The following is a 26763-nucleotide window of genomic DNA, read 5'->3' on the forward strand; positions in this document are numbered from 1 at the left end:
TCTGGCTCACACTTCCGCTCTAGCGGAAGTCAAGGACGAGGAGGCGTGCCAGTGACTGACCAGACCGGTGATGCAGATGATCCTCAAAATTGCGACGGATCCCGACCTTCAGCGCAGTTCGGCAGCACGGCCGAGCTCTCGTCGCAAGAACGGGACCAGGTTCGGATTCTGCTTGGGTTGGAGGCCTTACGAGCAACGCTGGAACGCGGGTACCTGGATCCCAACGATCGTCTCGAGCTCGAAATGACCGACATCGTTACTGCCGCGATCCTCCAGGGCCGCCGGGAGTTCGTGGACGAAACGAGCGAGATGACGCCGTATCCATCCACCGACTTCACAGTCGAGTTGATCGTCGACGATCTCGATACGGCTTCGGACCTCCCGCCGAGCAATCCGGACTAGCGCACGCTATCCACCCCCGAGATAGCGACTGGTAGGCCGTATCGGGTGTTCAATTGCGGCCGGCGTGTCGCTTGCGGCACTTCACTCTATGGTCGGCAATGCGTAGGTTGGGCGTGCGCGCGTTCAGAAGTGCTCCTAGTAGCGTTGCCCAGCATGGCGACTGCGGCAGGATCCACCCCCCGTGGTGCATTGATGGACCGGCTCGTGAACAAGGCGGAGTCCGTGCGCAGCGAAGCCACCATTCAATCCGACGTACGAATGTTGCTACTCGACGCGTCACTGGGCCTGGCCGAGCAGGACTTGGACGTAAACCTTGAGACGCCCGCGGGAAATGGTCGTCGCATCGACGTCGAAGTGGGTTGCACGGTCATCGAAGTCAAACGCTCACTCGCGACGCCGGGTGCGGTCGAGGCAGCTCGCACGCAGCTTGCGGGCTATGTGGCGACAAGGTCGTCTGAGATGGGCCAGCGGTACGTCGGCATCCTCACCGACGGTCGACAGTGGATCGCTTATCACGAGGTCGACGGGGGTCTTCGGGAAGCTACTCGTGTGACAAGTATGGGTGGATCGGCCGGTGCTGACGAGCTCTTGCGCTGGCTCGAAGGCGTACTTGCCACCCGGCGGGCCATCAAACCCACCCCCACGGAGATCGCCGAGCGACTAGGGGCTCAAAGCTCTTCGCACGCTCTCGACTTTTCCACGCTCTCAGCGATCTACGCCGCCGGTAAGGACACCCCTACAGTCCAGCTCAAGCGCGAGCTGTGGGTAAAGCTTCTCCGGGGTGCCCTCGGCACACAGTTCACGGACACCGACGAGCTGTTCCTCGAACACACATTGCTGGTCAACAGCGCTGAGATCATTGCCCATCTGGTTCTCGGCCTACAGGCCGAAGAGCTGGCACCGGCCACTCTGCTCTCCGGTGACCAGTTCGCGATCGCAGGTCTGCACGGAGTGGTCGACCGCGACTTCTTCGATTGGGTTCTCGAAGTTCCCGGCGGCGACGGTTACATCGCATCCCTGGCCCGCAGACTGTCTCGATTCGACTGGTCGGCAGTCGAACACGATGTTCTCAAAGTGCTTTACGAGTCCGTGATTTCGCCGCAAACCCGTAAGGCGTTGGGTGAGTACTACACCCCGGACTGGCTCGCCAGCAAAATCGTCTCGCAAGTGGTGAACGAGCCTCTGCACCAGCGCATTCTCGATCCGAGCTGCGGCTCGGGGACATTCCTTTTTTATGCTGTCAGGCGGTTCCTCGCAGCCGCCGACGCGGCAGGTATGTCCTTGGCGGATGCCATGTCGAAAGTGTCGTCGCAGGTGATGGGTATCGACCTACACCCAGTAGCGGTTGCGCTCGCGCGCGTGACGTACCTTCTCGCGCTGGGACGGGATCGACTCAATGCGGCCGACCGGGGCAGCTTGTCCGTACCTGTTTACCTGGGAGATTCTCTCGGCTGGGATCAACGCAATGACTTGCTGACTGTCGACTACCTGGTCATTCCTACCGACACCGGCGATCAACTCATCACTGGTGAGCTGCGTTTTGCGGACCATCTTTTGGCCGACAGTGCGAGCTTCGACGACCTGGTTCAGGCGCTGGTCGATGAGTCCGGCCGTGCAGCAGGGAAGAAGACCCAACGTTTGAGCGATGGCACCGTCCGTCGCCTCGCATTGGATTCCGCTGACTTGCCAGATCTCAACGCCAACTTCGTGCGATTGAAAGAATTGCACGAAGCCGGCCGGAACCACATCTGGAGCTATTACATCCGGAATGCGGCTCGTCCCGCCTGGTTGGGACGTGATGAGAACCGCGTCGACGTCCTGATCGGAAACCCGCCCTGGCTGTCCTACCGGTACATGACCGAACCCATGCAACGGCGGTTCAAATCGCTGGCCAGTGATCGAGGGTTCTGGCACAACGAAACAACAGCGACGCACCAAGACCTTGCGGGCCTGTTCATCGCGCGCGCGGCCGAACGTTACTTGAAGACCGGTGGCAGTCTTGCGTTCGTCGTACCGAACCCGGTTGTGGACCGTGAGTACTGGTCGGGGTTTCGGCGCGGCAAGTTCGACGGTGCGAACATATCGTTCACTCCCAGTTGGGACCTCAGGCGCATCCGACCCCACCTGTTCCCACGTAGCTCAGCCGTGGTTTTCGGGACCCGCACCGAAGAGGCCCGAACCATGCCGTCAACCGCGCTCATCTGGACCGGACGTGCGCCGCACCGCCATGCCAGCGTCGACACAGCCGTGCTTCTTCGCCAGCATCTCGGTGAGCTCAGTGTCGGCACCGAAGACGATGAACGGTCGCCTTACGCTTCACGTTTCGCGCAAGGAGCCAACCTGGTCCCACGATTGATGTTCCGCGTGGAAGATGCGCCAACGTCGAGTTTGGGCGTGCCCGGTGGACGACGGGCCGTGCAATCCAAGCGGTCGGCCAGCGAGAAGCTGCCGTGGAAAAATCTTCCTGCCCTTCACGGCACGGTGGAAACGGAGTTCTTGTACCCCACCATTCTCGGCGAACAAATCGTGCCGTTCCATCTGCGCGAACCCGAGAAATTCGTGGTTCCTCTCACGCGTGATGGAACGGTGATGGGTGGTGACCATTCCAAGATCGATGCCTACCCCGGACTCGCCGCATGGGTAAGAGCGGGAGAAGCGGTCTGGGACGAACATGGTCAATCGAAGATGACTCTCGCCGAACAGATCGACCACATGAAGAAGCTCACCCAGCAGGTGCCGCTGCCCGCCGTACGGGTGGCCTACGCCGCATCGGGAATGCATGTCTCGGCAGCACTGGTAACAGACACGTCTGCCGTGATCGAGCACGCGGTCTACTGGGCCGCTGTCGCGACCTTGAGCGAGGGCCATTATCTAGTCGGAATTCTGAACGCGCCCAGCTTGACCGAGCTGGTCCGGCCCCTCATGTCCTATGGGAAAGACGAACGGCACGTCGACAAAGCGGTATGGCGGCTGCCTATACCAACTTACGATCCTGACGATCCGCTGCACGCTGAGATCGCCCACTTGTCGAGAACTCTGTCGGCCGAGGTGGAGGAGATGACTTTCCGGTCGGCGAATTTCGTCACGATTCGAAAGGACCTGCGCAAGCACTTCGCGGCGAGCCCGACTGGGGAACGTCTGGACTACTTGGTCGCATCTTTGCTGGGAGTGGTCAACGATGATGTGCCGGAGGAGACTATCGACCTCGCGGCACCCACGAGCGTGCGTCTGATCCGAACCAGCACCACGGCGTCCCCGGTCCCGAGCAGTGACACCAGCATCGACGTCGATTGCGAGTTCGATAGGCAGGGCCGTGTCTATCTATGGGGTGCATTGGTGACCAGGCCCGATATCGGCTCTGTGTACTACTCCTTCGGGGCGTCCAATGACGAAGATGAAGAAGCTCTGACGAACAGGTTCGTCGACTGGCTCAGCGAACAACTCGTCGGTGGCGACAGCCACGGCACTCGCTGGTTTCACTACGGCAGAACCGAGCAGCAGCATCTTCGTCGTATCCTCGGCCCGACAGTGCACTCGCTCACCGAACGCGGTGTCGACGTGCTCACAGACCTTGTCAGACCAGACTTCTACGCACCCCACGGCTACGGTCTCAAAAAACTCGCGCCTGCTGCAGGTGCGCGATGGCGTACGTCCGGCGCTACCGGTGCCGACACCCTGGACTGGATCGAATCTGCTCGATCCGGAGACGCTGCTGCATGGGACAGGATCGTCACCTACAACGAGGATGATGTTCGCGCACTCCACGCTCTTCGATCAGCCATCGCGCAGCTGGAGGAAGCGGATATTTTGGAAACTACCGATACCGAAACTGCTGACGGTTGATTCAAATGCACTTCCAGACAGCGGGCATCAGATACAAAGCGACCCCTATGCCCCACATCTAGCGTTGGGACTGCTGGACGTCAGGGCCCGGAGCCTGGCGGCGAGCCCGTACTCGATGACGTTCGATACGCGTCGCCGCCGAAAAGTGTACGAACTCACGCCAGCAGCGCGTGTAGCTGGCAAAGACAAGGTCGCGGAGGCGTAGGTTGTGGCGACACCGGGCAAGCGACTGCGCCGCAAACCTTCGCCGTCTATGTCGACAGCCCAGCGGTAATCAACGTCGGTCGACTTGTAGTTCGGGGCCGTCGTTTGCCTGCGAGGTTTGTTGTTTGTTCAAGGATTTGAGTGTGAGCACGGCGGTGTCGTCGGCCAGGTATTGGAAGCTCTGTGGGGGGCGAGCGATGCCGAAACTCTCAAGCAGGTACATCGGCGTGTGTGCCCTCCAGGTGTCGCCCACCTCGATTCCTACTCCGGTCTCTCGGCCCGAAAAGTAGTTCGCGTAGTCCTTGATGCCAATGCCTGCGACTTCCTCGAAGCGTAGCCACAGTTTGTGCGGGCTCAGAGAGTGCTGGTCTCGTACCTCGAACGCTCCGACTACCGCACTGACCGGAGCAGTTGCGTACACAACGACGTGTGTGACGTCATCGGCGATGCGGCGTTTCCGAAACTCAACTCGTTTGGTGCCGTCCAAGATGCGCTGAGCGTATTCCGGATGGAAGGACATGAGAATCACGCGTCCAACTGGGTGCGAATCCACGCGACACCTCCCTTCGAAACCCTGGCAATGCTCTGGGGCGATGTCGACATGACACCGGCGGCACGCAATGTAGCGGCCGGCCAGGGGGGCGAAGTCCGGGTATCGAGTCGAAACAGGACTGCAAGGACGCTGCCCCTGGAACACATTCGCTCGATCTCCTGATAGTCGTAGACGGTTCGCCCCCGCACGAAGGCCGCAATCTGGCTCGGCCGGGCGCTCACCAAAGTTTGCTCTACGACACCGACAGCAGTTACCCGAGCTTCCTCGTCAGGCTTTGTTCGAAGAAAAGCCAGAAGATGGCCGGGCTCTAGCAACCTCGTGTTCGAGCGGCATAGGTATGCCTTCCGGATTGCGTTTCCGCACGGCTCATTCTCGAACAACGAACCCTGGTCGTCGCTGTCTGGTAGCAGTCGATCGTGGTAGTGGTGCCTGATCGGCACGACGTGCGCCTCTTCGATTCTTAAGGAACGAGGGCCGTACCGGATGGCGTGATCGAGCGGTGCCAGTGGTACCTGCCCCGGCGGTGGAACGCGGTGTTTGGCCATCACCAGTTCGCCGTCCGCGGTAACCGTGTGTTGGAAGAAGCCGAATTGCTTCAGCCAGCCAACCAGTTTCTCGTGTTTCGGCCAGGCCGTGAGATACATAGCGGGGTAATTGCGGGCCGCTGCGTAGTCGATGACGGCTCTCAGTAGGAGCTCGCCACGTCGCGCTTGACCTGACCCGCTGCCGTCCTGCACCTTGAAAGTGCAGATTTTCAAAAGGCGTTCGCCGAGCTCGAACGTACCGGTTTCTTCTTTGAGTACCGCCAAACCATCCGGGGCCAAGGGTGAGCCCAGGATGATGGCTGGCCGTTCCTGATGGACGACTTTGTCGGACCACCACCGGTCGAAAGGCTCGTAGTCGCTTCTGAGGCTGGCGAAGAGATCGGCGTTGCGGTTGATCTGATAGGCCGGCACGATCGCGGCTGATGCTGCGTTGTTCAGGGCCGGATCTTGGAGCTCTCGAAGCCAGTCGATTGCCGCGTCGATGTCGAACACATTGGTGAGTCCGGCTCGGGCGGCCCGTCCCCGCATGGCGTTGTCCTCGGTGACCAGAACAGTTGGGAATCCTGTTCCGTAGGTCGACAGTACTTCGAGGTCGGCCGCGTTGTTTGTCGAAAGATGACGGGGAAATTGCTGCCTGACGAGTGGGTTTTCTGGGACTCGGTCCAGCACCCGGTAATACTTTTGAAGGGTCCGTAGCCTCGCATGGCGTACTTGGTCGGGAGCGTTGACGAAGTCGCTGCGAGTGCCGCTGCTGAGAAGTAGCTCGAATCCAAGATGTCGTGCGAGCTGGACGAGGGTGTCCGCCGCGGCCGCGTTGAGGTGCGGCTCTGAGCCGTCGTTCTCATGGGCGATGACGACATTCGTATCTAGCAGCAGGCGGGGGGAGTCTGTAACGCTTCCGTCGTACACGACGAGATCTCCTATCCGTCCAACCTCGGGTCGCCATCCGGGTGTCGACGGTAGACACCAAAGATACGGGTTCAGTGATCCAGTATCTGCGCACAGCACGTCGTCGTGGGGATGAGGGTGTGAGTGTCGCCCTCCAGTTGCTTGTCGCCAACACCCCACTTGCGCTACCATCGTTGCAATCGTTCGGCCCGCCTCAGCTCAGCTGGGTGCGGGCCGGATTTCTATACTCTGGTGATGGCTGACCTCAAACCTTTCTTGACGATCGCCCAGCAGGTCGAGCGGTTAGAGTCGCGGGGGATGGCAATCCCGGACTCCAGCATTGCAGATCGCTGGTTGAGAGCGATCGGGTATTACCGGCTCAGCGGCTACTGGTACCCGTTCGTGGACCCAAATGTTGATTCGGGGTCGGGAAGCCAATTTGTGTCAGGTACGACATTCGACGAGATCGTCCGCATGTACGAATTCGACCGGCACTTAAAGACATACATGCTGAGCGCAATCGAACGCGTGGAAGTCGCCATCCGCAGCCAGGTAGGTCATACCCTCGGTTCCCGCGGACCTATGTCGCACCTCGACGGTGACAACTTCGACCCACTATTCGTTGGTAACGGTGACCATATGGATTGGCTCGCAACAGCGTTCGGTCGGGTGAAACGCCAAAGGAACAAGGATCAGTCGCTCAAACATCACTTCGACAACTACGCCGGACGGGTTCCGATTTGGGTCCTCACTGACGTGTTGGACTTCAGCGATCTATCAAAGCTCTTCGCCGGAATGCAGGAAGAAGACCGTGACGCGATTGCGTGTTGGTTCGGCATCCCGCCGACGCCAGCTCCGGAAACCACCGGCCCACGACGCGGACGTGGATCGTCAGCCGCCAGGCGCAACCGTCGACGCCGGGCCGCAGGTCCAGGCAGTACTCTGGCGAACCTTCTCGAGCAGCTCACAATCGTCCGAAATATCTCCGCTCATCATTCTCGGCTATGGAATCGGACGCTCGTTCCAATCGGAACAAGTTCGTTACGGTCGGTCCCACTGTTCGACGGACTTCCCGCTCAATCCGACAAAATTTACGGCACAATTTCCACGGCTGCGTTCCTGTTGCAGACGACATCGCCTGGTAGCACATGGATCAAGCAACTGGAGAGCCTGATCGACCGCTCCTTTCTGCCTTCCTCCATTCGCACTCCACTCGAGATGGGGTTCCCACCCGACTGGAAACAGTTACCCCTATGGCAACACGTTGCTTCGGGCGCAATTCCCGATAGCTTTCGTCACCCGTGATGAAAGCGGGTTTCATTGCCGATAACGGATCTTATGTCAGGTAAACCTCTGCATATACTGTGCCGCAGCGTCTTTCGCTTGCGCTCGCAGTTCAGCTGTCACCGCGCAACTACGCACCGGTTTATGCAGGTATTCGAAAGCCAAGCCGTGGAACGAATCAGGGCGCAGCGTTAGTTGGAGTCAAGGTTTGGGCTGGTTAGACGATCCCGGCGAGGTCTCCGATGCGCGTCGCGCGACCGTTCCTGTCCTTCCATATTGCGACACCGTCGACGAGTCGGGCGCTCATGAATCCACCGCCGTCACCCCACGGCCATGCGGTACCGAGGTCGGCCACAACGTCCTGGACCGAATCGGCCATCGCCCACAGCGCGAATTCTTCGTCCGAATCGACGCGGGTCCCGATCCAGCTACCACCGAACTCGCCCGGATCGACGCCGGCAACCGTCACCGCGCTCAGCAGGACCACACCGTCGATCTCCGGGTCGTAGTCGATCTCCCAATCGACGTGTTCGATATCGTTGCCGTACTGGCGCACACGCAGGTCGCGTCCCAATCGGGACAGAGCCGACGTCCACGGCTCCGGCAAGTCCGAGTGCACCACCCGAACCCCCAGCAAGGGAGACCACGTGGCACTCAACAATCGCTTCGACAAATCGTGGTGGCGCACCGAGTCAGTCTGTCAGCCCAGTGGTCGCGGGGCTTGTGGTCAGCGGGGCACCGCCGCTTGAGCGTGCTCTGTACTGGTGTGGGCGGGGTTAGTCTGAAAGCGTGAGTAGTTATCTAGCCGAGGCGGGTTTGAGTGAGTGCGCGGCCCAATCGGATCCGAGCTCGGACCCGTCTCAAAGTAAACCGAGGTCGGCCGCGAGCAATAACATTACTTATCTCCGCGCACGACCACTGATATGGCAGCAATAGCTAAAAACCAGTAAATTATCCAAAAGATCGCGGGAAGATCAAACAATAAAATGAGAGCGATATTGACGGCGAGCGCAATGGCGAACACAACGAGACCCTCGGTGTCTGGCGAGTTGTCCACCAAGGTCTTGCTCGTTGGTGCGGGAACCCGCTCGATCGAGGGCGGTGCTCCGGTCCGGAGTTCGAACGGACCGATCTGATCCTCGGCCGGCTCATCCCTGTTGGCTGTCTGCCTACGAAGTAGCTCGGTAGCGGCACGGTTGACAGGAGCGCACGTCCAGTCAACGTCATCAAAAGTGAACAGCGCCATCCCTACTTCATTTGCGTACTCAAGGGCGGTTCTCGCGTATCCCTCATACGAGAAGAAGATGAGCTGTTTCGAGTGGTCGACCCCACGTGCACCAACCAGGTTTTGTAGGGCAGGGCGACCTACGGCTTTGAAGTGCATCTTTACCTGCGCAATCGCGGACATCGACATGATGTCGATGCCGCTGTCGTGACGTCCCGACATCTCCCGTGCGTCATGAAATCCCATGTTCCTCATCACGCGGGCCATCTCACGCTCGGCACGCTGATGCCTGGGCTCCATCGATCCTCCGTCTGTCAGATCAGAGGATCATAAGCGGGAACACCGACAATCAGGGTCAGTCGATGGAAGCGACAACAACTGACCTGTCTGAGCCCGCCCTTAGGATGTCGTGATGCCTTCGCGCCGCCCCGATCCCACTGCACAGATCGTGTTCGACGCCTACAAACGCACCACTGGTCCCGTGGCCTTCCTGGATGAGTCGTATCAGGCCCCAGACGGTGTCGTTGCACACCGGGACACCTTTTATGTGTTCACCGCCGTCATCGTCGAACTTGACGCGATGGATGAGCTACGGGTGGGCATCGAGGACATCGCCGACGGAACCTACTGGCACACCACGAAAGCGTTGCAAACCTCATCTGGAATCGACCAGACCCGCGACATGCTCGACTTCCTCGCCGATGGGCACGAAGCATGTGTGATCGCGCACCAAATCCCTGTCGGTGCCGACGATACCGACGCTCAGACCGCGCGGACCGCCTGCTATCGCCAGCTCGCGATCCAGCTCGGAGCCGGCCGCGACGATGTGTGGCCAGCCATCGATCTGTTCGTGCTCGAGGAACGCAATCAGAGCAACTTCCGCAACAAAGACACGGCTGACCACAAAGCCTTGGTGTCCGAGAAACTGATCCCCCGCAACACCCGCCTCCTGTCGACGTCACCGCGCCACGAGCACCTGCTGTGGCTGCCTGACCTGGTCTCAATGGCCTATCGGCGGACCCTCACACACACCAACAGCACCAGCAAATTGTTCGACGTGATCGCCGACAATGTGCACTTCGTCAAGGTCAGCGAGCCGGAGAAGGCCCAGAAATGAAGCAACCCCTGGCTGCCGTAGCTACACCAGGGGCCAGACCGGCTGTCGAGGCTTGCGCCCGGAGGACCAGTTCCTTGCTACTCATACGATAACACCGCGCGCCCAGAATTCAATCCCGGCGCATTCCACACCCACCGTTCACCCGTCATCAGGATGACCCTCGCACTCCGGCGAGCTGTTCGACATCCGCGTCTATCGCTGCCCTGATCATGTTCGGCTCCATCGGCAGTAGAGCGTGCCGGTACATGTCCGACCTTGCGTGCGCCTGGGCGAAACATTGCACAATCTACCGAACCCGGCGTCACTGACGTCCCGGCTGCGATCAGGGCGAGAAAGCCATGAGGGCTGTTGTCGCCGGAGAGCGACTCTGGGTATCGGTCGGAGTCGGCGGCGAGGTCTTCATCCCGCCCCGGAGCAGAAGACGGCTGACGCTCGCCCCGGCGCGGCTCACGTACGGGTTCTCAACCGGTTTCCACGTGCCGATCGCGTTATGACCAGTAAATTCCGGGAAGTGCAGTACGTCAAACAAATTGACTCGCATTGAGGAAGGCACACGGCCGTCTAGAACGGCCGGAGTACCTGCGTCCTGGACGAGGATTGTCCAGATCGGGTATTCGGTTCGCCGTCGGTCAGACCTGAGCTTCGCCAACGTCAGGTTGTGGGGCTTGGTGCTTCGGGGCCGGGGCACCCGACTTGCCGGTACTCGTGAACAATGATCAGAAACCGAACTACTGGTTCTATTGTTCAGGCCCATTATCAACCAAGGACTCCGCATGCATCGCATCAAAAAGTTGTCTCTCACCTGCGCGACTGTCACTATCGTGGCCATCGCTCTCAGCGGATGCGGCGCGGAAGGACCAACTGCTGAACCGACGCCTGGCTCGACGGTCGCTGTCGACGCGCCGACTGCTGCACCCGCCCAGGCGTCGTTCGAAGACAACGTCCTCGTGACGGAGGACGTCACCATCACGATCACCGACGTGAAGACAATTCAGGTCGGTGAGGACGGAAATGAGTACGGCGACAAGCCGGTCATCGCATTCTGGTACGACACGACAAATGTTTCCGGCAAGCAGACTGATCCGGGGACGGCGTGGATATCCCGCTTCGAGGCGTACCAGGACAACGATCCCAACGCGGAAAACAAGCTTGCTGTTGGCTCACTGCCAGACGCTGCGTTCCTCGACTCCCAGATGAACAAGATCAAGGTGGGCGGCACTGTCCCCAACGCGATCGCGTACGAACTGTCCGACACGACAACTCCAGTGAAGCTTGTGGCCACCGCGAACCTTGGCCAGGACGAAATCGGTTCGATGACCTTCGAGCTGCAGAAAGTAGAGACCACAGCTGAGCCGGTTTTCGAGTCCGATCCTGTTGCGCAAAAGTTCACCACGGCGCTCGATAGTCTCGGCATCGAGTACACCCCTCCCGTGCGTGCAGAGGTTGGCCTGTCAGGTGCTCGGATGCGGTTCGACATGGCAGTCAACGGCTACGACGCCGGAATCAATGTCTTCGGGGACGGGGAGGCGCTCGCGGTATGGCAGGAAGCCAGCGATTCCTTCGGCGGGGTTCATGTTGCGTTGCCCGACGCGTATGCCGTGCTGACGTTGAACAGTTCCGAGGGCATCGCGGACTCGGCAAGGATTGCTCCGATGATCGCCGAAGCTGTCGGCGGCACCGCCCACGGCGCTTAGCTACATGACCGGTGACTCACCGACGCTATTCGGTGAGTCACCGATGCATAGCGGAATGATTGTTGCGTGGTGGTGTATTTTCGGCAGTCCACCTTTCACTGTCCGGGATTGGCCGAGAACGGATCGTATGTCAGGTGACGGCTTGAAAGCGCTGTCGGACAATGTATTTCAATACTACCCGCTTGGGCGAAATTTCTGGTGCGATGTGGTCCTGGCTCCCGACATGTAGCGGGTCTCGGACATGTTATGAATCGAGCGAGCTGTACATCACGCGAGAGGTCATGGTGTCGGCCGCGCCGCTGAACGCGCCGAAAGCCGACTGGAGCAGCTCGTAGGCAGGGGCCAACTGGGTCTGCTCGATCTTTGCTACCGATGAGACGGTCCATCCAATGATCCCGTCGTGTCCTGGAACCGGCTTTCCGAAAAGATCGACCAAGGCTTCGCGGCGGTATCCACTCTCCACCAGGTCGTCTTCGGTGTACCAGTCGTCTCTAGGGTTATGAACGTATTCGGCTTGGACCCTCTGTAGCTCCTTCATGAGCCAGTCGTTGTCGGCCGATGGAGTTGCAGGTTCGGACATTTCAGATCCCCTTCGGCGAGTCGCACATCATATGAGCTGCTTCGGACTGGGCGATTCTATCGCCGCTCATATCGACCGCTCAATGTGTGTTTCTGAAAAACGAACTGACGGTGCGGCGCGCCCCTCCGCCGGTGAAAGGGGGTTTGCAGCTCGGCAACTCGTTTGTTCGCTACGCTGGCGATCATCGAGTTCGTGACATGTGTGATCGAAAGGTTCTCCGGCTTTGGCTAAACGAGTGACAACCCAATTGGTGGACGATATCGACGGGTCCGTCATCGACGACGAATCCGGCGAGACGATCGAATTCGCAGTCAACGGTGTCGAATACGTGATCGATCTGAAAGCGAAGAACGCCAACGAGTTCCACAAGAAGATCCACTACTACATCGAGCACGCGGTACGGGTCGGTGGCCGTAAGCGTAAGCCCTCCCCCGCCGGTGCGACGACGCCCTCGAAGACCGGGACACCGGCCACGCGTGACCCGGCGCAGACACGCGCAATCCGGCAGTGGGCAGCCGACGAGGGGTACGAGATCAATGACCGCGGGCGCATCCCGGCCGCCATCGAAGAGGCGTACAACGCGGCTCACTGACCTGCATTCGACCGTCGTCGACGAGGAACTGCAGACGACGCGCCTCCGCGAAAACCCATGTGTGTTTTCGGGCGTTCGTCCAACCTGGTTCGTTGGACGTTATTCTGTCTTCTGGTGGCACAGCACCGGTTGTCTCGGCCCCTAGTGCGCTATCGGCGCTGGGGTCGTGCGCGGGTCAACTACGGTGATCGTCGTGACTTCGAGTGCGGTCACAGGTTGAGACTGAACAGGCCGTAGCCGACGACGGCCAGGAGTATGCAGGCCAAGTAGATATATCCGAGTGCTAGTCCTGCGATCGCCATGCCTCGACCGGCCTCTCCGGTACGACGAATTTGATTCAATGCGATGTGGCCGAAGACTATGCCCAGCAGGCCACCGATGATGCCGAAGACCAATGCCAGAACGGCGAAAACGTTGGTTTGTTGTGCCAAACCGGACGTATTGCTTACCGGTTGGCCGTAGACCGGCCGGCCATCTGCGGTGTGCCCGACGATCGGAGCTACCAGCCTCTCGACCGAAGGTCCCGCCGTTGGCTTGGCGGAAACCTGTATCACTGCGACGATTCCGCCGATGAGCAGCAAAGCCAATGAGGCGGCGTTGACTACACCGACCAGAATGGAGATCGGTTCGGTACGCGCTGCTCGATTGATGGAGTTCAGCAGAAAGCCAACGCCGAATGCTGCGCCGAGGATCTGCCACCACCGCACCGGTTCCGAGCGGCGGTAAGAAGCGGCAGCGACGCCAGCGAACGCCGTACCGATGATCAGCCCCGTCAAGCCGAATGCGTACCAACCGCCGGCGGATCTGATGCGAAGGCCCACGTACATCAGTGCCGCGACAAATATCGCAAGCACGATGCCCAGCCCCACCGCAACGCAGATCAACCCGAGCTTAGGTCCCCGGGAACGGTGAGCACTCGTGGACTCTTCTGGTTTCGAGGGGAGTTGACCAGGCGACGGATAGAAACTCTCGGACATTCCGGTGATTCTGCTACAGGCGGCACGCAACCCGTTCGGTCGCTCTCCCCGATGTCAGTTGTTTGAATGATCTCCCGAGCGCTGCATGGTTCCTGCTGTGTGGACACTCCCGGCCCGGGACTCCCGTTCCTGCGCGGCCTCGACGCGCGCCATGTTGTCCGCGCTCGCGGGTGGTGGGGAGGGACACCCCGGCAATCCCCATCGAGGATCTCGGCGCTGAGTTATCGAGTCGGTGCTCGGCCCGTCGACGTGGGCGTCGGGTGCGGGCTGTTCGTCGGTGCCCGCCTCTACAGTGGCGGGTGTGAGCGACAACCAGTCCGTGGTCACGGTGCCTGAGCGTGTGCTCGACGAGCTAGCGCAGGTGTTGATCGACAGAATCGATCAACTACTCGATCGAGTGACCGACCGGGCTGTGGGCGCGCCGCCTCCAGGATCGGCGGCGTGGGAGTTGGAGTGGAGTGCCCGAGACACTGCGGTCGGACGTGCGCGCGTGGCCGAACGATCGCGTGTACGAGAGGAATTGGCGTGCCGCGCGTGCGCCGGACTCGATTCGGCCGGGTTCACCGCATCGGCGGTGCCGGCCCGGCACGCTCCCCCGGTCCGACCCCGCCGGACGAAGCCCGGACGTGTCCGCGTCGACGAGGCACAGCTGACCTTCTTCTAAAGCCTGCCGCGCGGACTCGTTTCCCGATGGGTACAGGCGTACGACCCCGCCGCTGCCCTGCGGCACCCGTTTACCGACGCGCGGTGCGTTTCTTGGTGCCTGCGGTGGATTTGCGGTCCTCGAATTTCAGCTTGAATCCGAATGTCTTGCTGCCCTGGTAGGTACCAGCGGCCAGCGCGCCTTTGGCCCGGTACGTCTTACCTGTCTTGCTTGTGGCGTCGAATTCGATGGTCTCCCCGGCCAGCAGCGACGCGAGTTCCTGCTCGGTGAAGTCCTTACCCGGCCAGTGTTCGTTGGCACCCCATCCGCGGCCTTTGAACGTGACGGATTTGCCTTTCCACACTCCGCTGACCAGGTCGGTCCGAGGTGCACGCTCGGCGAACTGCGGGTTGAAGCTCACGTGTGGGTACTGCTTGCCGTCTTTCTCCCTCACTCCTGGTTCGAGTTTTCCCGTGCAGGTGAACGTCTTTCCCGACTTCGCGCTCGTCGCGACGATCTCGATGACCTGACCGGCGAGCAGTGCCGCTACTTCGGTGTCGGTGAATCGGTGGCCACCGAAGACCCGCTTCGCGCGGGTCACGACCGTGCCTGCGTGGGTGAAATGCAGCTCCGGTGGCAGCTCGATCATCTCCACCGCTTCCCGGGTCACCCCGGCCTTGCCCATCCGTGCGGTGAGCTCGCCGGACAACGCCTTTGCATTCGCGGTCATCGTCTCGAGGTCGCGGCGCACCAGGTCCGCCACGAGGGACAGATAGTCGGCTGCCTCGCCGGTTCCGGCCTCGATCTGCGCCATCTGCTCGAAGACCTGCTCGGTGATCGTCAGATCCCCGATGTGCGTGCCTGGCAGGATCCGATGGTTGAGTTCACCGATCGCGCTGAGGGTGATCTTGCCGCGCTGCTCGACCATCAAGGCCTTGCCGCCCGAGTTGTTCGTGACCTCGGCATAGGTGCTCGTCCGGGTCGCACCGGTACCCACGTTCCGCTTCTCGAGCTGTTTCATCAGCCAGCCCATTGTCGGGTGCGGGGGCCGGGCGGGGAAGCCTTCGTGGACGAATGGGTCGGCGACGGTACCGAGCGCGGTGACTCCTTCTGGCTGGTCGTCCGTCTGCTGGTCCTCCTCGTCGACGACGAACACACCTTTCCATCCGAGCACTGCGGGCACATTCAGCGAGCCGACGAAGCTCGGATACATCGCGACGTGCCCGCGATGCTGGTCGTACTCGTAATCGGGGGCGAGCATCGTCAGGTAGTTCTTCGCGAGAAGCTCGTAGATCTCCCGACCCAGCTCGCCGTAGGCCTTCTCCACTGCCGCGAGGCTCGGCGGCACGTTGGGCCCCGGACGGTTGGCACCGTGCGCGCCACCGGACTTGACGTGGCTCGTGCGCGGGCCGCGGTGGCTCAGCGCCGCCGGATCCACTCCGACGACGCCGGCGATCGCGTCGACCGAGGGAAGCAGCTCGTTGAACTGCTCGATCGAGATGAACTTGTCCTCGGTGCGCGGGTAGGACACCACCTGCGCCTCGTACATCTTCTGATAGGTGTCGAGAACGTTCTTCGCCCCGAAACCTTTCTTCGACAACAGAGACGACAGTGCGGCCAGGTCCATCAGTTTCGGCGGTCCCGTTTTCTTGCGCGTGGTCCCGTCGTGGACGACCGGTGACGACTGCAGGCCGCCGGGAACATCGCTCTCGTTCTCGAATCGATCGACCTCGGGGTCGGTGTATGTCACGCCGTTCTCGTCCCGAAACCGGTTCTCGTAGAACGCCTTCTTGACGTATCCGTGGTGCGCGTCGAGTCCGTTGCCGACGATGACGACCATCGCGGACTTGAGCCGCCCGTTGCGTAGCACGGTGGTTGCCCCGGTCGTCTTGGTCGCGAGTCTGGTGAACTGCATCGAGAGCATGTCCCACTTCGACCGGAAGTCGGCCTTGCGGTAGTCGCCCTCGGCGGCGATCGCGGTGACCGGGCGACGGGCTGTGAAGGCCTTACGCAGCGATGCTGGTGTTTCGTCGAGGAACTCCATGCGTTCGAGCTTCTTGTTCTCAAGGCCCAGGTACTCCACGATCTCCCAGCCCAGGAGTGAGCCTTCACCGGTCGGGTCGAGATCGGCTGCATTGCAGATGCTCTCGCAGCCCGAGAGGGTCGTCTTCAGTTCGTGGAGCAGGCTTTTCGCGTCCGGATCGGTGACCAGCTTGCCGCCGGACACCCGGCGCCGGATTTCTCGCTCCCAGCGGAAGTCGTCGGCGTTCCACGGGAGATGTTCGAGCTCCCAGCTCTTGTACTTGTCGGTGAGAGGCGCGGGCACCATCGCGGAAGGATCCTTCAACTCCAGCAGGTGGCCGCGAGCGTGGACGATGACGTACTCCGTGCCCCCGAACGTGCCACTCATACCGCCCAAAGCGGTCGCGAAGTTACGTGCTGCGGAGGGCTTTTCGGTGAGGATTCCGACTTTTCCCATGACAATGGATCCTTCTCTGCGGTGTGTGCGGCGTGTGGACAGCGAGGGTGTTGTCGGTGGCCAGTCGGCTAGAGGCCCGCGCTGACGAGGCGATAGTTCGCGACTTTCCAGCCGTCGTCGGTGCGTTCGAGGTCGACGGCTCCGGTGTAGCCGGTGAACGGGGTGATCTCACCGCTGCGGTGTTGGACGACGCGGTCGATGACGAGAGCCACGGTGGCCTGGGTGTCACCGTCCATCTCGGCGGCTGTGCCGTCGGTGTAGACGCTGGTGTCCGGTTGGGCGACGGCGGTGACGATGTCGCCGCTGCGTGCCCACGCCGACCATTCCGGGATCGGTTGCGGCGCTGGATCGGGTGGTGTGGCGGCGGCGGTGGCCATCGGGCCGGTGAGGTTGCCGCGCTGGGCGTGCAGGGCATCCCACGGTGAATCCTGCACTGCGGGTTGCCAGGTGTACACAGCGGACATCACCGACGTCGCGACGCCGACCGGGTCGGTGGCGGACGGGTCGATGGCGATTCCGGCGTCCGTGCCCGGTGGTGGCGGTGTGTCCGGGCCGCGGAACACGAACACGATCACAGCGGCAATGGCGATGACACCGACGATGCCGAGACACGCGAACACGATGCCTGCTCGTCGGCTCATCTCGCGCTCTCCTGCGAGTCGACTTCGGTCGCTGATTCAGCGTCAGTGTCGGAGATCTGGCCCAGTGCAGCGGCTTTGGCGATCACTTCGAGCCAGTCGACGATCGGTGCGTCCACCTGGCGGCTGTGGAGGATCTGTGTCATGTCTGTGCTCCTTGATCTGTGATGGTGTCAGTGTCCTGGTGGCCACCGACAACAATGTGCGAGTGGGTGCAGCATCAACCGACGGTGGGGACTCCTGCTGCGGCGACAACGCTGACCGTCCATATCGCCCACATGACGAGCGCGGTCGCCGCCAAGTGGATGGCTTTGCGGAGCGCCGTGACAGTCCAGTTCTGCGCTCGCGCAGAGGCGTCGGCGACAGCGACGACGCTGCCTATGGTCATCGCCGCGGTGACGACGATGACGGCCCACCAACCATGCGCGAGAACGTCGCGGGTCGCCGCGGCCCGGCCGGTGTCCTCGATCGTGGTGATCATCGATTCCAGGATCAATCGGGCGACGGGAACAGCCCACACCGTCCATACGATGACCGAGGTCAGAGCAAGGGCTGTCAGTGCTCGATGCCGGTCGTGGGACGTCAGGTGGTAGCCGGTGCGTGTCGGTGTGGTGCTCATGAGCGGGCCTTTCCGTCGAGCATTGGTCGGTGGTGGCTATCGGGCCAGGTCGTAGTCGGATGCGGTGGCGGTGATCGTGGTGACGTAGTTCTGGGTCTCCGAGTACGGCGGGACGCCGCCGAACTGCTGTACCGCTCCGGGGCCGGCGTTGTATCCGGCGAGCATCAGCTCCACGGGATCGCCGGTGATGGCACCGGATTCGATCCCCGGCCGCAAGGTGTCTGCGACCGAGCAGTTGTAGCGGCCCTGCGCCATGACAGCGTCACCGATGTCGTTGGGGTCGCCCTCCCCTGCTGCCCCGGTGACCACTCCCTGGTCGTCGACGGGGAAACCGAACGACGCCCACGTTCCGGGGAGGAACTGTGCATACCCCTCGGCACCGGCGGGGCTGGTCAGGCCGGGTGTGAAGCCGGATTCCTGTTCGAGCTGAGCGGCGAGGACCGTGGGTGAGAGTTCGCGGCATTGCTCGGCCGAGAGGGTGAGCCACGGCTCGAACTCGGGCGGTATCTGGCCGGCGGCGAGTTGTCCGTGATCGCCGAGTCCGGCACCGGGTGCGGTGGTGCAGGTGCCGGTTGCTTTCGGTGCGGATCCACTGCCGCCGGGGACGGGCCCGTAGGTCTGACCGGGTGCGGGCGGTCCGTGGCCGACGGTGGTGACGTGGACGTGGTCGAAGTGGTTCTGGGTCGGAGATCCCCTGTCCTCCATGGTGTTCGGTTCACCGTGAGAGGGGATGTATTCCTGTCGCCAGATCATGTACTCGATCTGGAAGTAGTCGCGGTTGCTCCACAGGTAGTCCTTGACCTGGTCACCGAGCGCTTTGCCTTCCTCGGAGGACCAATTGTCGATCATGATGTCCGCGGCGCGGCCGGAGGGGTGATCGTCGAACCCCCCACCGTCTGCGCGCCACCCGCCGATCGTGGTGATCTGCGGGAACTTCGCGTGCACGGCGCGGGCGACGCGGACGGTGTCGACCTGGAAATGCTCCTCGGATCCGACGGTGGCGGGCAGCGCCGCCATCTCCGCGGTACCGCCTCCTGTCGAGGGCGCGGGTGCGGTCGTCGATGGAGATTGTGGAGTCTGGCCTGTCTGTCCGGTGCCGGGGTCGGCGGCGGCGTCGTAGAAGGGTTGCGGGTCGATCGCGTTGCCCGGTGCCCAGCCGCCGGGGTGGTACTCGAAGTGCAGGTGCGCACCGGTCGACTGTCCATTGTTGCCGATGTCGGCGATGTGCTGACCCGCGGTGACGCGGTCCCCGACCTTCACCAGCACACCGTCGGGGAACATGTGGCCGTACACCGTGGAGACGACCGCGCCGTCGATGTTGTGATCGAGGACGATCCACATCCCGAACCCGTCGGCGGGTCCGGCTTTCGAGACGACGCCGTCGGCGTAAGCATAGATCGGTGTCCCGACCGGACCTGCGAGGTCGATGCCGTTATGGTTGGTGCCCCACCGCGTCCCGAACGGGCTCGACACTGTCGATTCGGTGGTCTTGACCGGCTTGGCGAACGACCCCGCCGGAACCCCACCCGCAGCAGAGGAAATGCCCTTCCCGGGAAGACAATCGGTCGGCACTTCCTCGCGCACACCGGTGGTGACGAACAGGACCACGAACAGTGACAGTGCGAGCACCACAGCGAGGGCGATCGCGCCGCCCTTCTTCACAACGCGGCCGCCGAAATCGACTCCGCACCGATCGATCGCGGGGCGTGGGCGGCCAAACGCTCGGTGAGGGAACGGTTCTCCGACCGCAGTCGGGTGATCTCCTCCTCGGCGGCCCGCAGTCGTGCGGTCACCTCGTCCGCTGCGGGGCGACGCGGCGAGCCGTACTTGTCTTTGATCCACCGGGCCACGGTGTTCTCGTGTGCCCCGATCGAGACAGCCAAGGCGGCAACGCATTCGGCTCGGGAGGCGTAGTTGTGGCGAGACTTCTCGTATTGATCAAGCGCCCACGAGCGGGTCTGCGCCGAGTATTCGGCGCGGGGGTACTCGGCGGTCATCACTGCGCTCCGACCAGTACAGAGTCCTGGGCGTAGTGGGCGTCACCGGAATCGGCGGCGTGGTGCTGGCCGCCGGCGAAGTACTCAGCGAAGCGGGCGTTGGTGTCGTGGACTCCGGTGTCGTATTCGACGTCGGTGAGCACCGTCTGGATGGGAATGCCGGGGGTGTTGTCCTTGGCGACTTTGATCAGGAACTTCCCGCGCCCGATCGGGTTACGGACGGTGCGGCGTTCGGATCCGCGCAGCGCCGCGCCGCGCGACCAGGACGTGACCATGCCAGCTTCGGCGGCGGTGAACTTCAGCTCCCCGGAGAGGCGTTCGACCTCACCGATCGGCAGGCCACCGCACACGACCATGCCGGCGCGGTCGATGAACCCCTTCGCGGTCTTGATATCGGCTTCGGTGGGCAGGGTTTCGAGGTCGCGGCCGGTGTGGGTGATCATCAGCAAACCGGTTGCGTCGGTGCGGTTGAGGCGGGTGATCTCGTTGACGCGGGCGACCATGCCCGGTCCTGCGCCGATGACCTGCCACAGCTCGTCGAGCGCCATCAGGAACAGGCGTTGGCGGTCCAGTCCTGCGTCGGCGAGCAGGTGCGCAGCTTCCACGGTGCCGTACGCGTCGGCCCAGCAGGAGAGCATCACGGCGGCTTTGAGGGTGGTGTCGCCGCGGTCGAGGGAAGAGACGTCGATGCAGATCATCGGTGCATCGAGGTCGATCGGTTCGGTGGTGTGGTCGGCGAAGATGTCCCCGAGTGGGCCGGAGGTCAGTGCGCCGAGGGCCTGCATCAGTTCGGTGATGGCCTCGCGGTAGCCCTCGCGGTCGGTCTTGTAGGCCGCTTGGAGCATGTCCGCCGATCCGGCGTCGATGCGGGCGTAGAGGTCTTTGAGCAGCGGCGGGCGGGTGTAGGAGAATCCGTCGTCGGCGTACAGCTCACGCAGGGCGATACCGATCAGGGAGTTCTCGAAGGCCTTCACCGAGTGGGTGTCGTAGCGAATCAGCTCGACCAAGGCACAGACGGCATTGATCTGGCGGGTGGAGATGGTGATGGTCGCGACGTCGATCAGCTCGTCGAGCTCGGCGATACGTTCGGGGTCGGTGGCGGCATCGCGGGCGGCGATCGCGCGGACCACGGCTTGCCCGAGGGCACCGGCGGCGAGGGGGTTGAGATGTCCCCCGCCGTGCCCGAGGGTGATCACCTGCCCGCCGACCAAGTGGGTGAGCTTGACGTATTCACCCTTGATATCCCCGGCGACGATCGGGGTCTGTCCCCAGCCGCACGCCCCGAGGAGAATCTTGCGGATCAGCGTCGACTTCCCCAGGCCGGGCAGGGACAGGACGAACATCGAGGGGTTGCCGATGAGCTTGTCGCGGAAGTACGCGAACGGATCGCACGAGACGGCGTTGCCGGTGATGGCGTGCTGGCCGACGATGGTGCCGGCCGAGGGTGCGGCCGCGCCGATCGCCCACGGGTTGAGCCCGCACATCTGCACCGAGGTTGCTTCGTACTCGATCGGGGCCGGGACGGTCGACATCCGCCCACCACCGGGCCCTTTGAGGCCGCGTGTGCTCGACGACAGCGCTGCCCGCCACCACGGGTCCCCAGCGGCGTCGTGGACGGCCCGCTCGACGTGAGGGTGGTCGTTGCGCCACCGTGCGAGGCCTATGCCGCGTCGGGAGTACGGGTTGGGCTCTTCGGCGTCGCCGGTGGCGACGGCTGCGGCGATTTCGGCGTAGTCGGTGTCGCCGATGATCCACCGAACGAACGCCGACGGCTGCGGCGCTGACGTCTCGTACAGGCCATGCTCGTCTGACCTCGTCTCGTCGTATCGCGGGTCGTAGTTCCTGCGCGGGCGGTGGTCGGTCGTCGTCATCGTGGGTGTCTCTTTTCTCGGGCAGGGTGGGCCGGATGCGGTCGGCGGCGCTCTAGCTGCGACGCACGAGGATCGAAGTGGAGATTTGATCGGGCAGCAGCACACCGACACCGAGACCGGCGGCGAACGCGGCGTCCTGGAACGCGAACGCGCGGCGCAACCGCAGCCGGGAGCGGGCGGCGAGCGACTCGGTGACCGCCGCCGCATTCGCGATCTCCTCGACCGATCCGACGGTGATCGTCAGCAGTGCGGAATAGCGTTCGTATCCGGCTCCGGAGACCATCTCGTGGCGGGCCTGCTCGGCGATCTCGTGGCGCTTCTCCGACCCAGCGGAGGTGATCTTGTTGCCGCGAGAGTTGATCGCGTGCAGAGCGTCTCGGTGTTGCTTGTCGACCTTCTTGGCGGCGTCCCCGGCGGTGTAGGGGCGGTAGACGAGAGTGAGGCGTTTGCGCGGGAGGTCGTCGTGCGGCTGCAGGAGCGGTTTGAGGACGGTGTCGGTGAACACCGACTCGGGCGGTGCGGCCATCTCCCAGACGACCGAGACGCCGCCGTCGTGGCGGTAGTGACCCCATTCGGTTTTCGCTCGTCCCGGTCCGGCGTCGTCCCAGTCGACTCCGTGCTCTTCGCCGGAGATCTCCATTTCCTCGAAGTCGTTTTCGGTCGAGGGGTTGTAGGAGCGGTGCACGGCCGCGGTGATCTCGGCGGCGGTCATCGGCTGCGCGTCGATCCCGGCACCGGCCAGCGACTCGTACAGATCCGGCAGGCGGCGGGCCAGTTCGGTGGCCATCTCCTCCGGATCCTTCTGCCGCTCGCGGGTGGTGGCGCGGAAGGTGATCGACAGCCGTGCCAGGGTGCGGTGGCGACCCGAGGGCATCCGGACGGCGGACTGCTCGACGAACGCTTTCGCCAACGGCGGCGGGTTCTCCACGAGTTCGTGTTCCGCTCGCCGCGCCAATCGCAGCCCGGTAGCCGGGATGTTTTCCACCACCACCACGGCACCGACGATGTCGCCGGGCAGGCCGAGGTCGGCGAGGTAGACACCCCAATCGGCGGTGTAGAGGTCCTTGTCGCGCTGGACGATCGCTTCGTCGCCGCCGGGCAGGGCATCGAAGACGACGGTGTAGCGGTGATCGTCGGGGTTGTGGATCATCCCGAATTCGTTGCCGTGTCGGTCGATTCCCATGTAGACCTTGGTGCGGGCGAGCAGTCCGGGGAGTTTGTAGCGGCCACCGGGGATCCTCGAGTGTGGTCCGGCGTGGTACTCGGTGGACTTGTCGATGTGCTTGCGCCGCAGCCATTGCATTCTCAGTTGTCCTGTCTCGTAGAGGGTTCGGCCGTTCGGGGCGATGACCAGAGGGGCTAGGATGAGCGCGCCGATGCCCATCAACGCGAGTCCGGCCACGACGTTGCCGAAGATCAGCACCGCGAACGAGACCGCGAAAAACCCTGCACCGTAGGCGATGACCTTCGTCGGGAGGCCGAACGCGAACGTGCTCTGCGGCCGGTTGCCTGCCGAGTAGATCGGCGGCTCGTACGGGGCTTCGAGCTGGGCGCTCATCGTTGAATCCGTCCGTGGTAGTTGCCGACTGCGCCTTCTGCGGCCGAGCCGAGGGTGGTCGAGACCGATCCGGCGGTGCGTCCGGCGTTTCCGGCGGCTTTGAGTGCCCCTGCCGCTCCGCGCAGAGCTGCCGAGGTTCCGGCGCTCCCGACCGATGCAGCGGCCGTTCCGGCTCTGCGGGCGGCGCCCAACGGCCCGGACGATGCACCCGCGTGCGAGGGGCTCGATCCACCGTTGTAGCGGCCCTGAAATCCGGGGGTGGAACGTGCGCCGGTGCCGTTCCCGCCCGAGGAGCCGCCTTTGCCGCCGCCGCCCGAGGATCCGCCGACGGAGTTTGCGACCGAGCCGAGGGCACGCGACGCGGCCATACCGCCGGCCCCCATCACCGCCCCGCCTGCTGCACCGAGCATTCCCACTTCCCGGCCGCCGGCGGAGATGGTGTCTGCGGCGGGAGCGACGATCTTGATCAGGGTGGGCAGGGCGAACCCGATGATGGCCAGGAGGACGGAGCCGATGATGACTGTTGCGATCTGGTCCGAGCTCGACGCCGAGGACGCCCAGAACGCGAACAGGTACAGCAGCGTCGCGACCGGCTTGAACAGGAGAGCGCCGAGAGTGAAGGCGATCATCGACTTGTAGGAGCTGCGACCGGTGCCGGTGGCCGAGGATGCGGCGGCGATAGGAATGACAGCGACGACGACGCACAGCACTGCCTCACGGATGAGCAGGGCGATGAGCTGGGCGACGGAGCCGAGGAAGGCGAATCCAGCGCAGGCGAGCGCGAGGATCGGGCCGAGACCGGTCTTGTCATCGAACGCGGTGATGGCGGTGATCTTCTCGTCGAGGTTGCCGCCGACGAACTTCTCCAGCGCATACGACGAGGCGATGTCGCCGCCTTGGTGGAACATCAACACCAGGATCGGAAGGAGCGAGACGGTGACGACTGTGCGCACCAGCATGGTCGCGGTCTCGGTGGCCCCTTCCATCACCGCTTGTTTTCGGGCGATCGCAAGTTTGGTCATCGCAATCACGATCGAGGCGAACAAGGCGACCACGGTGAATCCGGAGATGATGTTGCGCAGGCCCGACATGGCGTTCTCGGCGGCGAGGCCCGGGATGCCCGAGGACATCCAGAACGTCATCACCGACCGGAATGCTTGGGTGTTGCCTTCCATCACTGATTTGGCGAAGTCTCCGACCGGGTCACCCCAGAATGTCGAGAGTGTGGAGTCGACGGCGGTGGAGAACGCGTCGCCGGGGTGATCGGTGAACGCGTTGTCCAGGCACAGTGCCTCGTCCATGAAGCCGCCCACGGCGGTTCCCTCGAGTGCGTCGTTGAGCCAACCGTCACCGAGGACCGGCGAGCCTTCGGCAACGCACTCGCGGCGTTGTTGCTGGAAGTCGTTGCCGTCGGCGTCGGGGTTGATCTGCTCGGTCAGATTCGGTGTGGGTGCCGGTGTCGGATCTTGGGCGTGGGCGAGTCCGCTGGCCCCGACTACCGCGATCAGTGAGAGCAGTGCGATGACGACAGCGCGGGCGGCGAAGGCCGCTGTGCGGGTCACAGTGCCCACCGGGTGAAACCATCGAGCGAGCTGTACGGGCCGCCAGTAGTGGCACCGTCGAGTTTGCTGACCTTCCAGGTGCCACCATCCCACGCCATATTCAGGCGCAGTCCTGTGTAGGTCGGGTTCTGCATCCGTCTACCGGCGTCATCGACATCGCGGATCTGAGCGAGCTCGACGACGGCGAAACTGTCCGTGCAGGAGAGGATCTTGAACGCCATGGGTGCCCGCAATGCCACAGTCTCGGTGTTGACCGGTTTCGCGAGTTCTGCTTCTTTCTTCTCCTGGGTACCGATCTTCTCGTCGGGTATCAGGGTGAGCTTCTCCGTGGATTCGACAGCCACGGGTCCGCCCGCGAGGCCGCGGGGTAGGAAGTTCGCGGCGGCCAGTGCCGCGCCTTGCGGGGTGCGGGTGTAGCCGGCGAGGACCAGGCCGTCGATATACGAGGGGCCGTCCGTCTCGGAGTACAGGGTCGAGACACCGAAGTTGCGTTGGATCATCATCGACTCCGGGGAGGTGACCGGTCGGCCGTCGTTGGTGCATTCGACTCGCGGCCCGGTCGGTTCTCGCTGCGGCAGGGGTTGGCCGGCAGGGTTGTTCGGGACCATCACCGTGCGACCGGACAGGTCCGCGTCGGGAACACCGAAGCCCTCAGCACCGGTGTCGAGCTCGGAGTCACCAGGTGCAGGTGCCGCTGTCGTCGGCGACGGAGCAGCGGTGCTCGGCGGGGTGGCGTCGTCGTTCATGTTCGGGATGACGAACACGATCGCGCCGATGACCGCGACGACGACGAACACAGCGAGGCCGATAAGGAGTTTGCGTGTCAAGGCGCTCATGAGTTCTGCTCCAACGTGGTGTAGCCGTCGAGGGAGTCCAGCTCGACCGCGTCGATGTTCTCCTCCGCGGTCGGAAGAACGATGCGCCAGTCGTCCGCGATCCATTGCAGGGCAACGGGGTAGGCGTAGAGCTGGTCGTCACCGCCGATGGTTTGAGCCACCGACACCGCCGCCGAGAGCGGGTCGTTGCTGTAGTCGGTCACCTCGAACCCGACGAACCTCGGTGCGGAATCGGCCGGAACGGATCCGGAGACGGTGACGGCGGCACGTGCGGCCGCGAACTCGTCACGTCCGGGTCCGGGTGCGGTGACGGTGTTGACGACCTCCGGCCATGCGCGATCGTCGGCGACGGCGAGTGCGGTCTGGCCGACGATGGCGGCCAGGACCGCGCCCTGCGGGGTCTGGGAGTACCCGCTGCGGTTCACCGACGTTCCGGTGGCGGGCCCGTCGACCCGTGAGGTCGGCACCGATACCCCTGCGATCTCGCGCCAGGTCAGCTCGGCCGGGGCAGAGCGGAGGTCCGGTGCCGGATTGCCTTCCCCGGTGGCCGGGTCGCCGTCGTTGTCGGATCCGCACGCAGCGAGAACAAGGACGGTCGCCGCGGCTGCGGCGATCCGGAGTGTGCGCGAGACGGTCATCAGGAGATGCCTTTCGGT

The 26763-nt window shown here is 63.0% G+C and carries 24 protein-coding genes; 7 read left to right on the forward strand and 17 right to left on the reverse strand.

From position 1 onward, the window contains the following. Nucleotides 1-243: 243 nt before the first annotated feature. Nucleotides 244-402: a hypothetical protein gene (locus tag CH286_RS27950; RefSeq protein ID WP_176458344.1), complete on the forward strand. Its 159-nt coding sequence runs from the start codon at nucleotides 244-246 to the stop codon at nucleotides 400-402. Nucleotides 403-1353: 951 nt separating this feature from the next. After that, nucleotides 1354-4245 carry a ribonuclease H-like domain-containing protein gene (locus CH286_RS25320; RefSeq protein ID WP_217902952.1) on the forward strand — a complete coding sequence of 964 codons (2892 nt, stop codon included), beginning with the start codon at nucleotides 1354-1356 and terminating at the stop codon, nucleotides 4243-4245. A 274-nt stretch (nucleotides 4246-4519) separates the two neighbouring features. Here CH286_RS25320 and CH286_RS25325 read toward each other — a convergent pair whose 3' ends face one another. Both CH286_RS25325 and CH286_RS25330 read right to left on the reverse strand, forming a co-directional pair. Continuing rightward, a complete protein-coding gene (locus CH286_RS25325) occupies nucleotides 4520-4969 on the reverse strand; it encodes an ASCH domain-containing protein (RefSeq protein ID WP_141215898.1) in 450 nt (149 codons plus the stop codon). A 5-nt stretch (nucleotides 4970-4974) separates the two neighbouring features. Next, entirely contained in the window at nucleotides 4975-6456 is a 1482-nt protein-coding gene (locus CH286_RS25330; RefSeq protein WP_094610709.1) for a hypothetical protein, read from the reverse strand. Nucleotides 6457-6690: 234 nt separating this feature from the next. Here CH286_RS25330 and CH286_RS25335 point away from each other — a divergent pair, with 234 nt between their 5' ends. Further along, the gene (locus CH286_RS25335) at nucleotides 6691-7740 is read left to right on the forward strand and encodes an Abi family protein (protein ID WP_094610710.1); all 1050 of its coding nucleotides are present in this window, start codon (nucleotides 6691-6693) and stop codon (nucleotides 7738-7740) included. Nucleotides 7741-7936: 196 nt separating this feature from the next. Here CH286_RS25335 and CH286_RS25340 read toward each other — a convergent pair whose 3' ends face one another. Continuing rightward, entirely contained in the window at nucleotides 7937-8407 is a 471-nt protein-coding gene (locus tag CH286_RS25340) for a hypothetical protein (protein WP_094610711.1), read from the reverse strand. A gap of 207 nt (nucleotides 8408-8614) precedes the next feature. Further along, complete coding sequence (locus CH286_RS25345; RefSeq protein ID WP_094610712.1) at nucleotides 8615-9244, reverse strand: restriction endonuclease; 630 nt, start codon at nucleotides 9242-9244, stop codon at nucleotides 8615-8617. Between the two features lie 112 nt (nucleotides 9245-9356). On the opposite strand from CH286_RS25345, the gene CH286_RS25350 reads away from it, so the two are divergent. Next, nucleotides 9357-10061 (forward strand): hypothetical protein, encoded by a 705-nt coding sequence (locus tag CH286_RS25350; RefSeq protein ID WP_094610713.1) that lies wholly within the window; start codon nucleotides 9357-9359, stop codon nucleotides 10059-10061. Nucleotides 10062-10834: 773 nt separating this feature from the next. Beyond that, the gene (locus CH286_RS25355) at nucleotides 10835-11755 is read left to right on the forward strand and encodes a DUF5067 domain-containing protein (protein WP_094610714.1); all 921 of its coding nucleotides are present in this window, start codon (nucleotides 10835-10837) and stop codon (nucleotides 11753-11755) included. 244 nt (nucleotides 11756-11999) lie between these two features. Here CH286_RS25355 and CH286_RS25360 read toward each other — a convergent pair whose 3' ends face one another. Next, on the reverse strand, nucleotides 12000-12335 hold the full coding sequence (locus CH286_RS25360; RefSeq protein WP_094610715.1) for a hypothetical protein: 336 nt from the start codon (nucleotides 12333-12335) through the stop codon (nucleotides 12000-12002). 223 nt (nucleotides 12336-12558) lie between these two features. Between CH286_RS25360 and CH286_RS25365 the strand changes: the two genes are divergently transcribed. Beyond that, nucleotides 12559-12927, forward strand: coding sequence for a histone-like nucleoid-structuring protein Lsr2 (locus CH286_RS25365; protein WP_094610716.1), 369 nt, complete (start codon nucleotides 12559-12561; stop codon nucleotides 12925-12927). A 209-nt stretch (nucleotides 12928-13136) separates the two neighbouring features. Here CH286_RS25365 and CH286_RS28480 read toward each other — a convergent pair whose 3' ends face one another. Further along, the gene (locus CH286_RS28480) at nucleotides 13137-13703 is read right to left on the reverse strand and encodes a DUF4190 domain-containing protein (protein WP_255182764.1); all 567 of its coding nucleotides are present in this window, start codon (nucleotides 13701-13703) and stop codon (nucleotides 13137-13139) included. A gap of 502 nt (nucleotides 13704-14205) precedes the next feature. Between CH286_RS28480 and CH286_RS25375 the strand changes: the two genes are divergently transcribed. Beyond that, nucleotides 14206-14568 carry a hypothetical protein gene (locus CH286_RS25375; protein WP_141215891.1) on the forward strand — a complete coding sequence of 121 codons (363 nt, stop codon included), beginning with the start codon at nucleotides 14206-14208 and terminating at the stop codon, nucleotides 14566-14568. A gap of 70 nt (nucleotides 14569-14638) precedes the next feature. Here the strand turns inward: CH286_RS25375 and CH286_RS25380 are convergent, their stop codons facing one another. From CH286_RS25380 to CH286_RS25425, 11 genes are all read right to left on the reverse strand, one after another. Further along, nucleotides 14639-17026 carry a DNA topoisomerase III gene (locus CH286_RS25380; RefSeq protein WP_094610718.1) on the reverse strand — a complete coding sequence of 796 codons (2388 nt, stop codon included), beginning with the start codon at nucleotides 17024-17026 and terminating at the stop codon, nucleotides 14639-14641. A gap of 68 nt (nucleotides 17027-17094) precedes the next feature. Continuing rightward, a complete protein-coding gene (locus tag CH286_RS25385) occupies nucleotides 17095-17667 on the reverse strand; it encodes a hypothetical protein (RefSeq protein WP_255139178.1) in 573 nt (190 codons plus the stop codon). Continuing rightward, nucleotides 17664-17810 (reverse strand): hypothetical protein, encoded by a 147-nt coding sequence (locus CH286_RS27955; protein ID WP_176458345.1) that lies wholly within the window; start codon nucleotides 17808-17810, stop codon nucleotides 17664-17666. Before CH286_RS27955 ends, CH286_RS25385 begins: the two co-directional genes overlap by 4 nt. Nucleotides 17811-17884: 74 nt before the next feature. Further along, nucleotides 17885-18283 (reverse strand): hypothetical protein, encoded by a 399-nt coding sequence (locus tag CH286_RS25390; RefSeq protein WP_094610719.1) that lies wholly within the window; start codon nucleotides 18281-18283, stop codon nucleotides 17885-17887. Between the two features lie 36 nt (nucleotides 18284-18319). Then, nucleotides 18320-19945 (reverse strand): peptidoglycan DD-metalloendopeptidase family protein, encoded by a 1626-nt coding sequence (locus CH286_RS25395; RefSeq protein ID WP_094610720.1) that lies wholly within the window; start codon nucleotides 19943-19945, stop codon nucleotides 18320-18322. Beyond that, on the reverse strand, nucleotides 19942-20280 hold the full coding sequence (locus CH286_RS25400; protein WP_094610721.1) for a transposase: 339 nt from the start codon (nucleotides 20278-20280) through the stop codon (nucleotides 19942-19944). Before CH286_RS25400 ends, CH286_RS25395 begins: the two co-directional genes overlap by 4 nt. Then, nucleotides 20280-22151: an ATP/GTP-binding protein gene (locus tag CH286_RS25405; protein WP_094610722.1), complete on the reverse strand. Its 1872-nt coding sequence runs from the start codon at nucleotides 22149-22151 to the stop codon at nucleotides 20280-20282. The genes CH286_RS25400 and CH286_RS25405 overlap by 1 nt, the downstream gene beginning before the upstream one ends. 52 nt (nucleotides 22152-22203) lie before the next feature. After that, a complete protein-coding gene (locus CH286_RS25410; RefSeq protein WP_094610723.1) occupies nucleotides 22204-23709 on the reverse strand; it encodes an SCO6880 family protein in 1506 nt (501 codons plus the stop codon). Next, entirely contained in the window at nucleotides 23706-25271 is a 1566-nt protein-coding gene (locus tag CH286_RS25415) for a hypothetical protein (RefSeq protein WP_141215892.1), read from the reverse strand. The genes CH286_RS25410 and CH286_RS25415 overlap by 4 nt, the downstream gene beginning before the upstream one ends. Next, nucleotides 25268-26107 (reverse strand): hypothetical protein, encoded by an 840-nt coding sequence (locus tag CH286_RS25420; protein ID WP_094610725.1) that lies wholly within the window; start codon nucleotides 26105-26107, stop codon nucleotides 25268-25270. Before CH286_RS25420 ends, CH286_RS25415 begins: the two co-directional genes overlap by 4 nt. Next, nucleotides 26104-26745 (reverse strand): hypothetical protein, encoded by a 642-nt coding sequence (locus tag CH286_RS25425; protein WP_094610726.1) that lies wholly within the window; start codon nucleotides 26743-26745, stop codon nucleotides 26104-26106. The genes CH286_RS25420 and CH286_RS25425 overlap by 4 nt, the downstream gene beginning before the upstream one ends. Nucleotides 26746-26763: the final 18 nt, after the last annotated feature.

Source organism: Rhodococcus sp. WWJCD1 (assembly GCF_002258735.1).
Classification (GTDB): Bacteria; Actinomycetota; Actinomycetes; order Mycobacteriales; family Mycobacteriaceae; genus Rhodococcoides.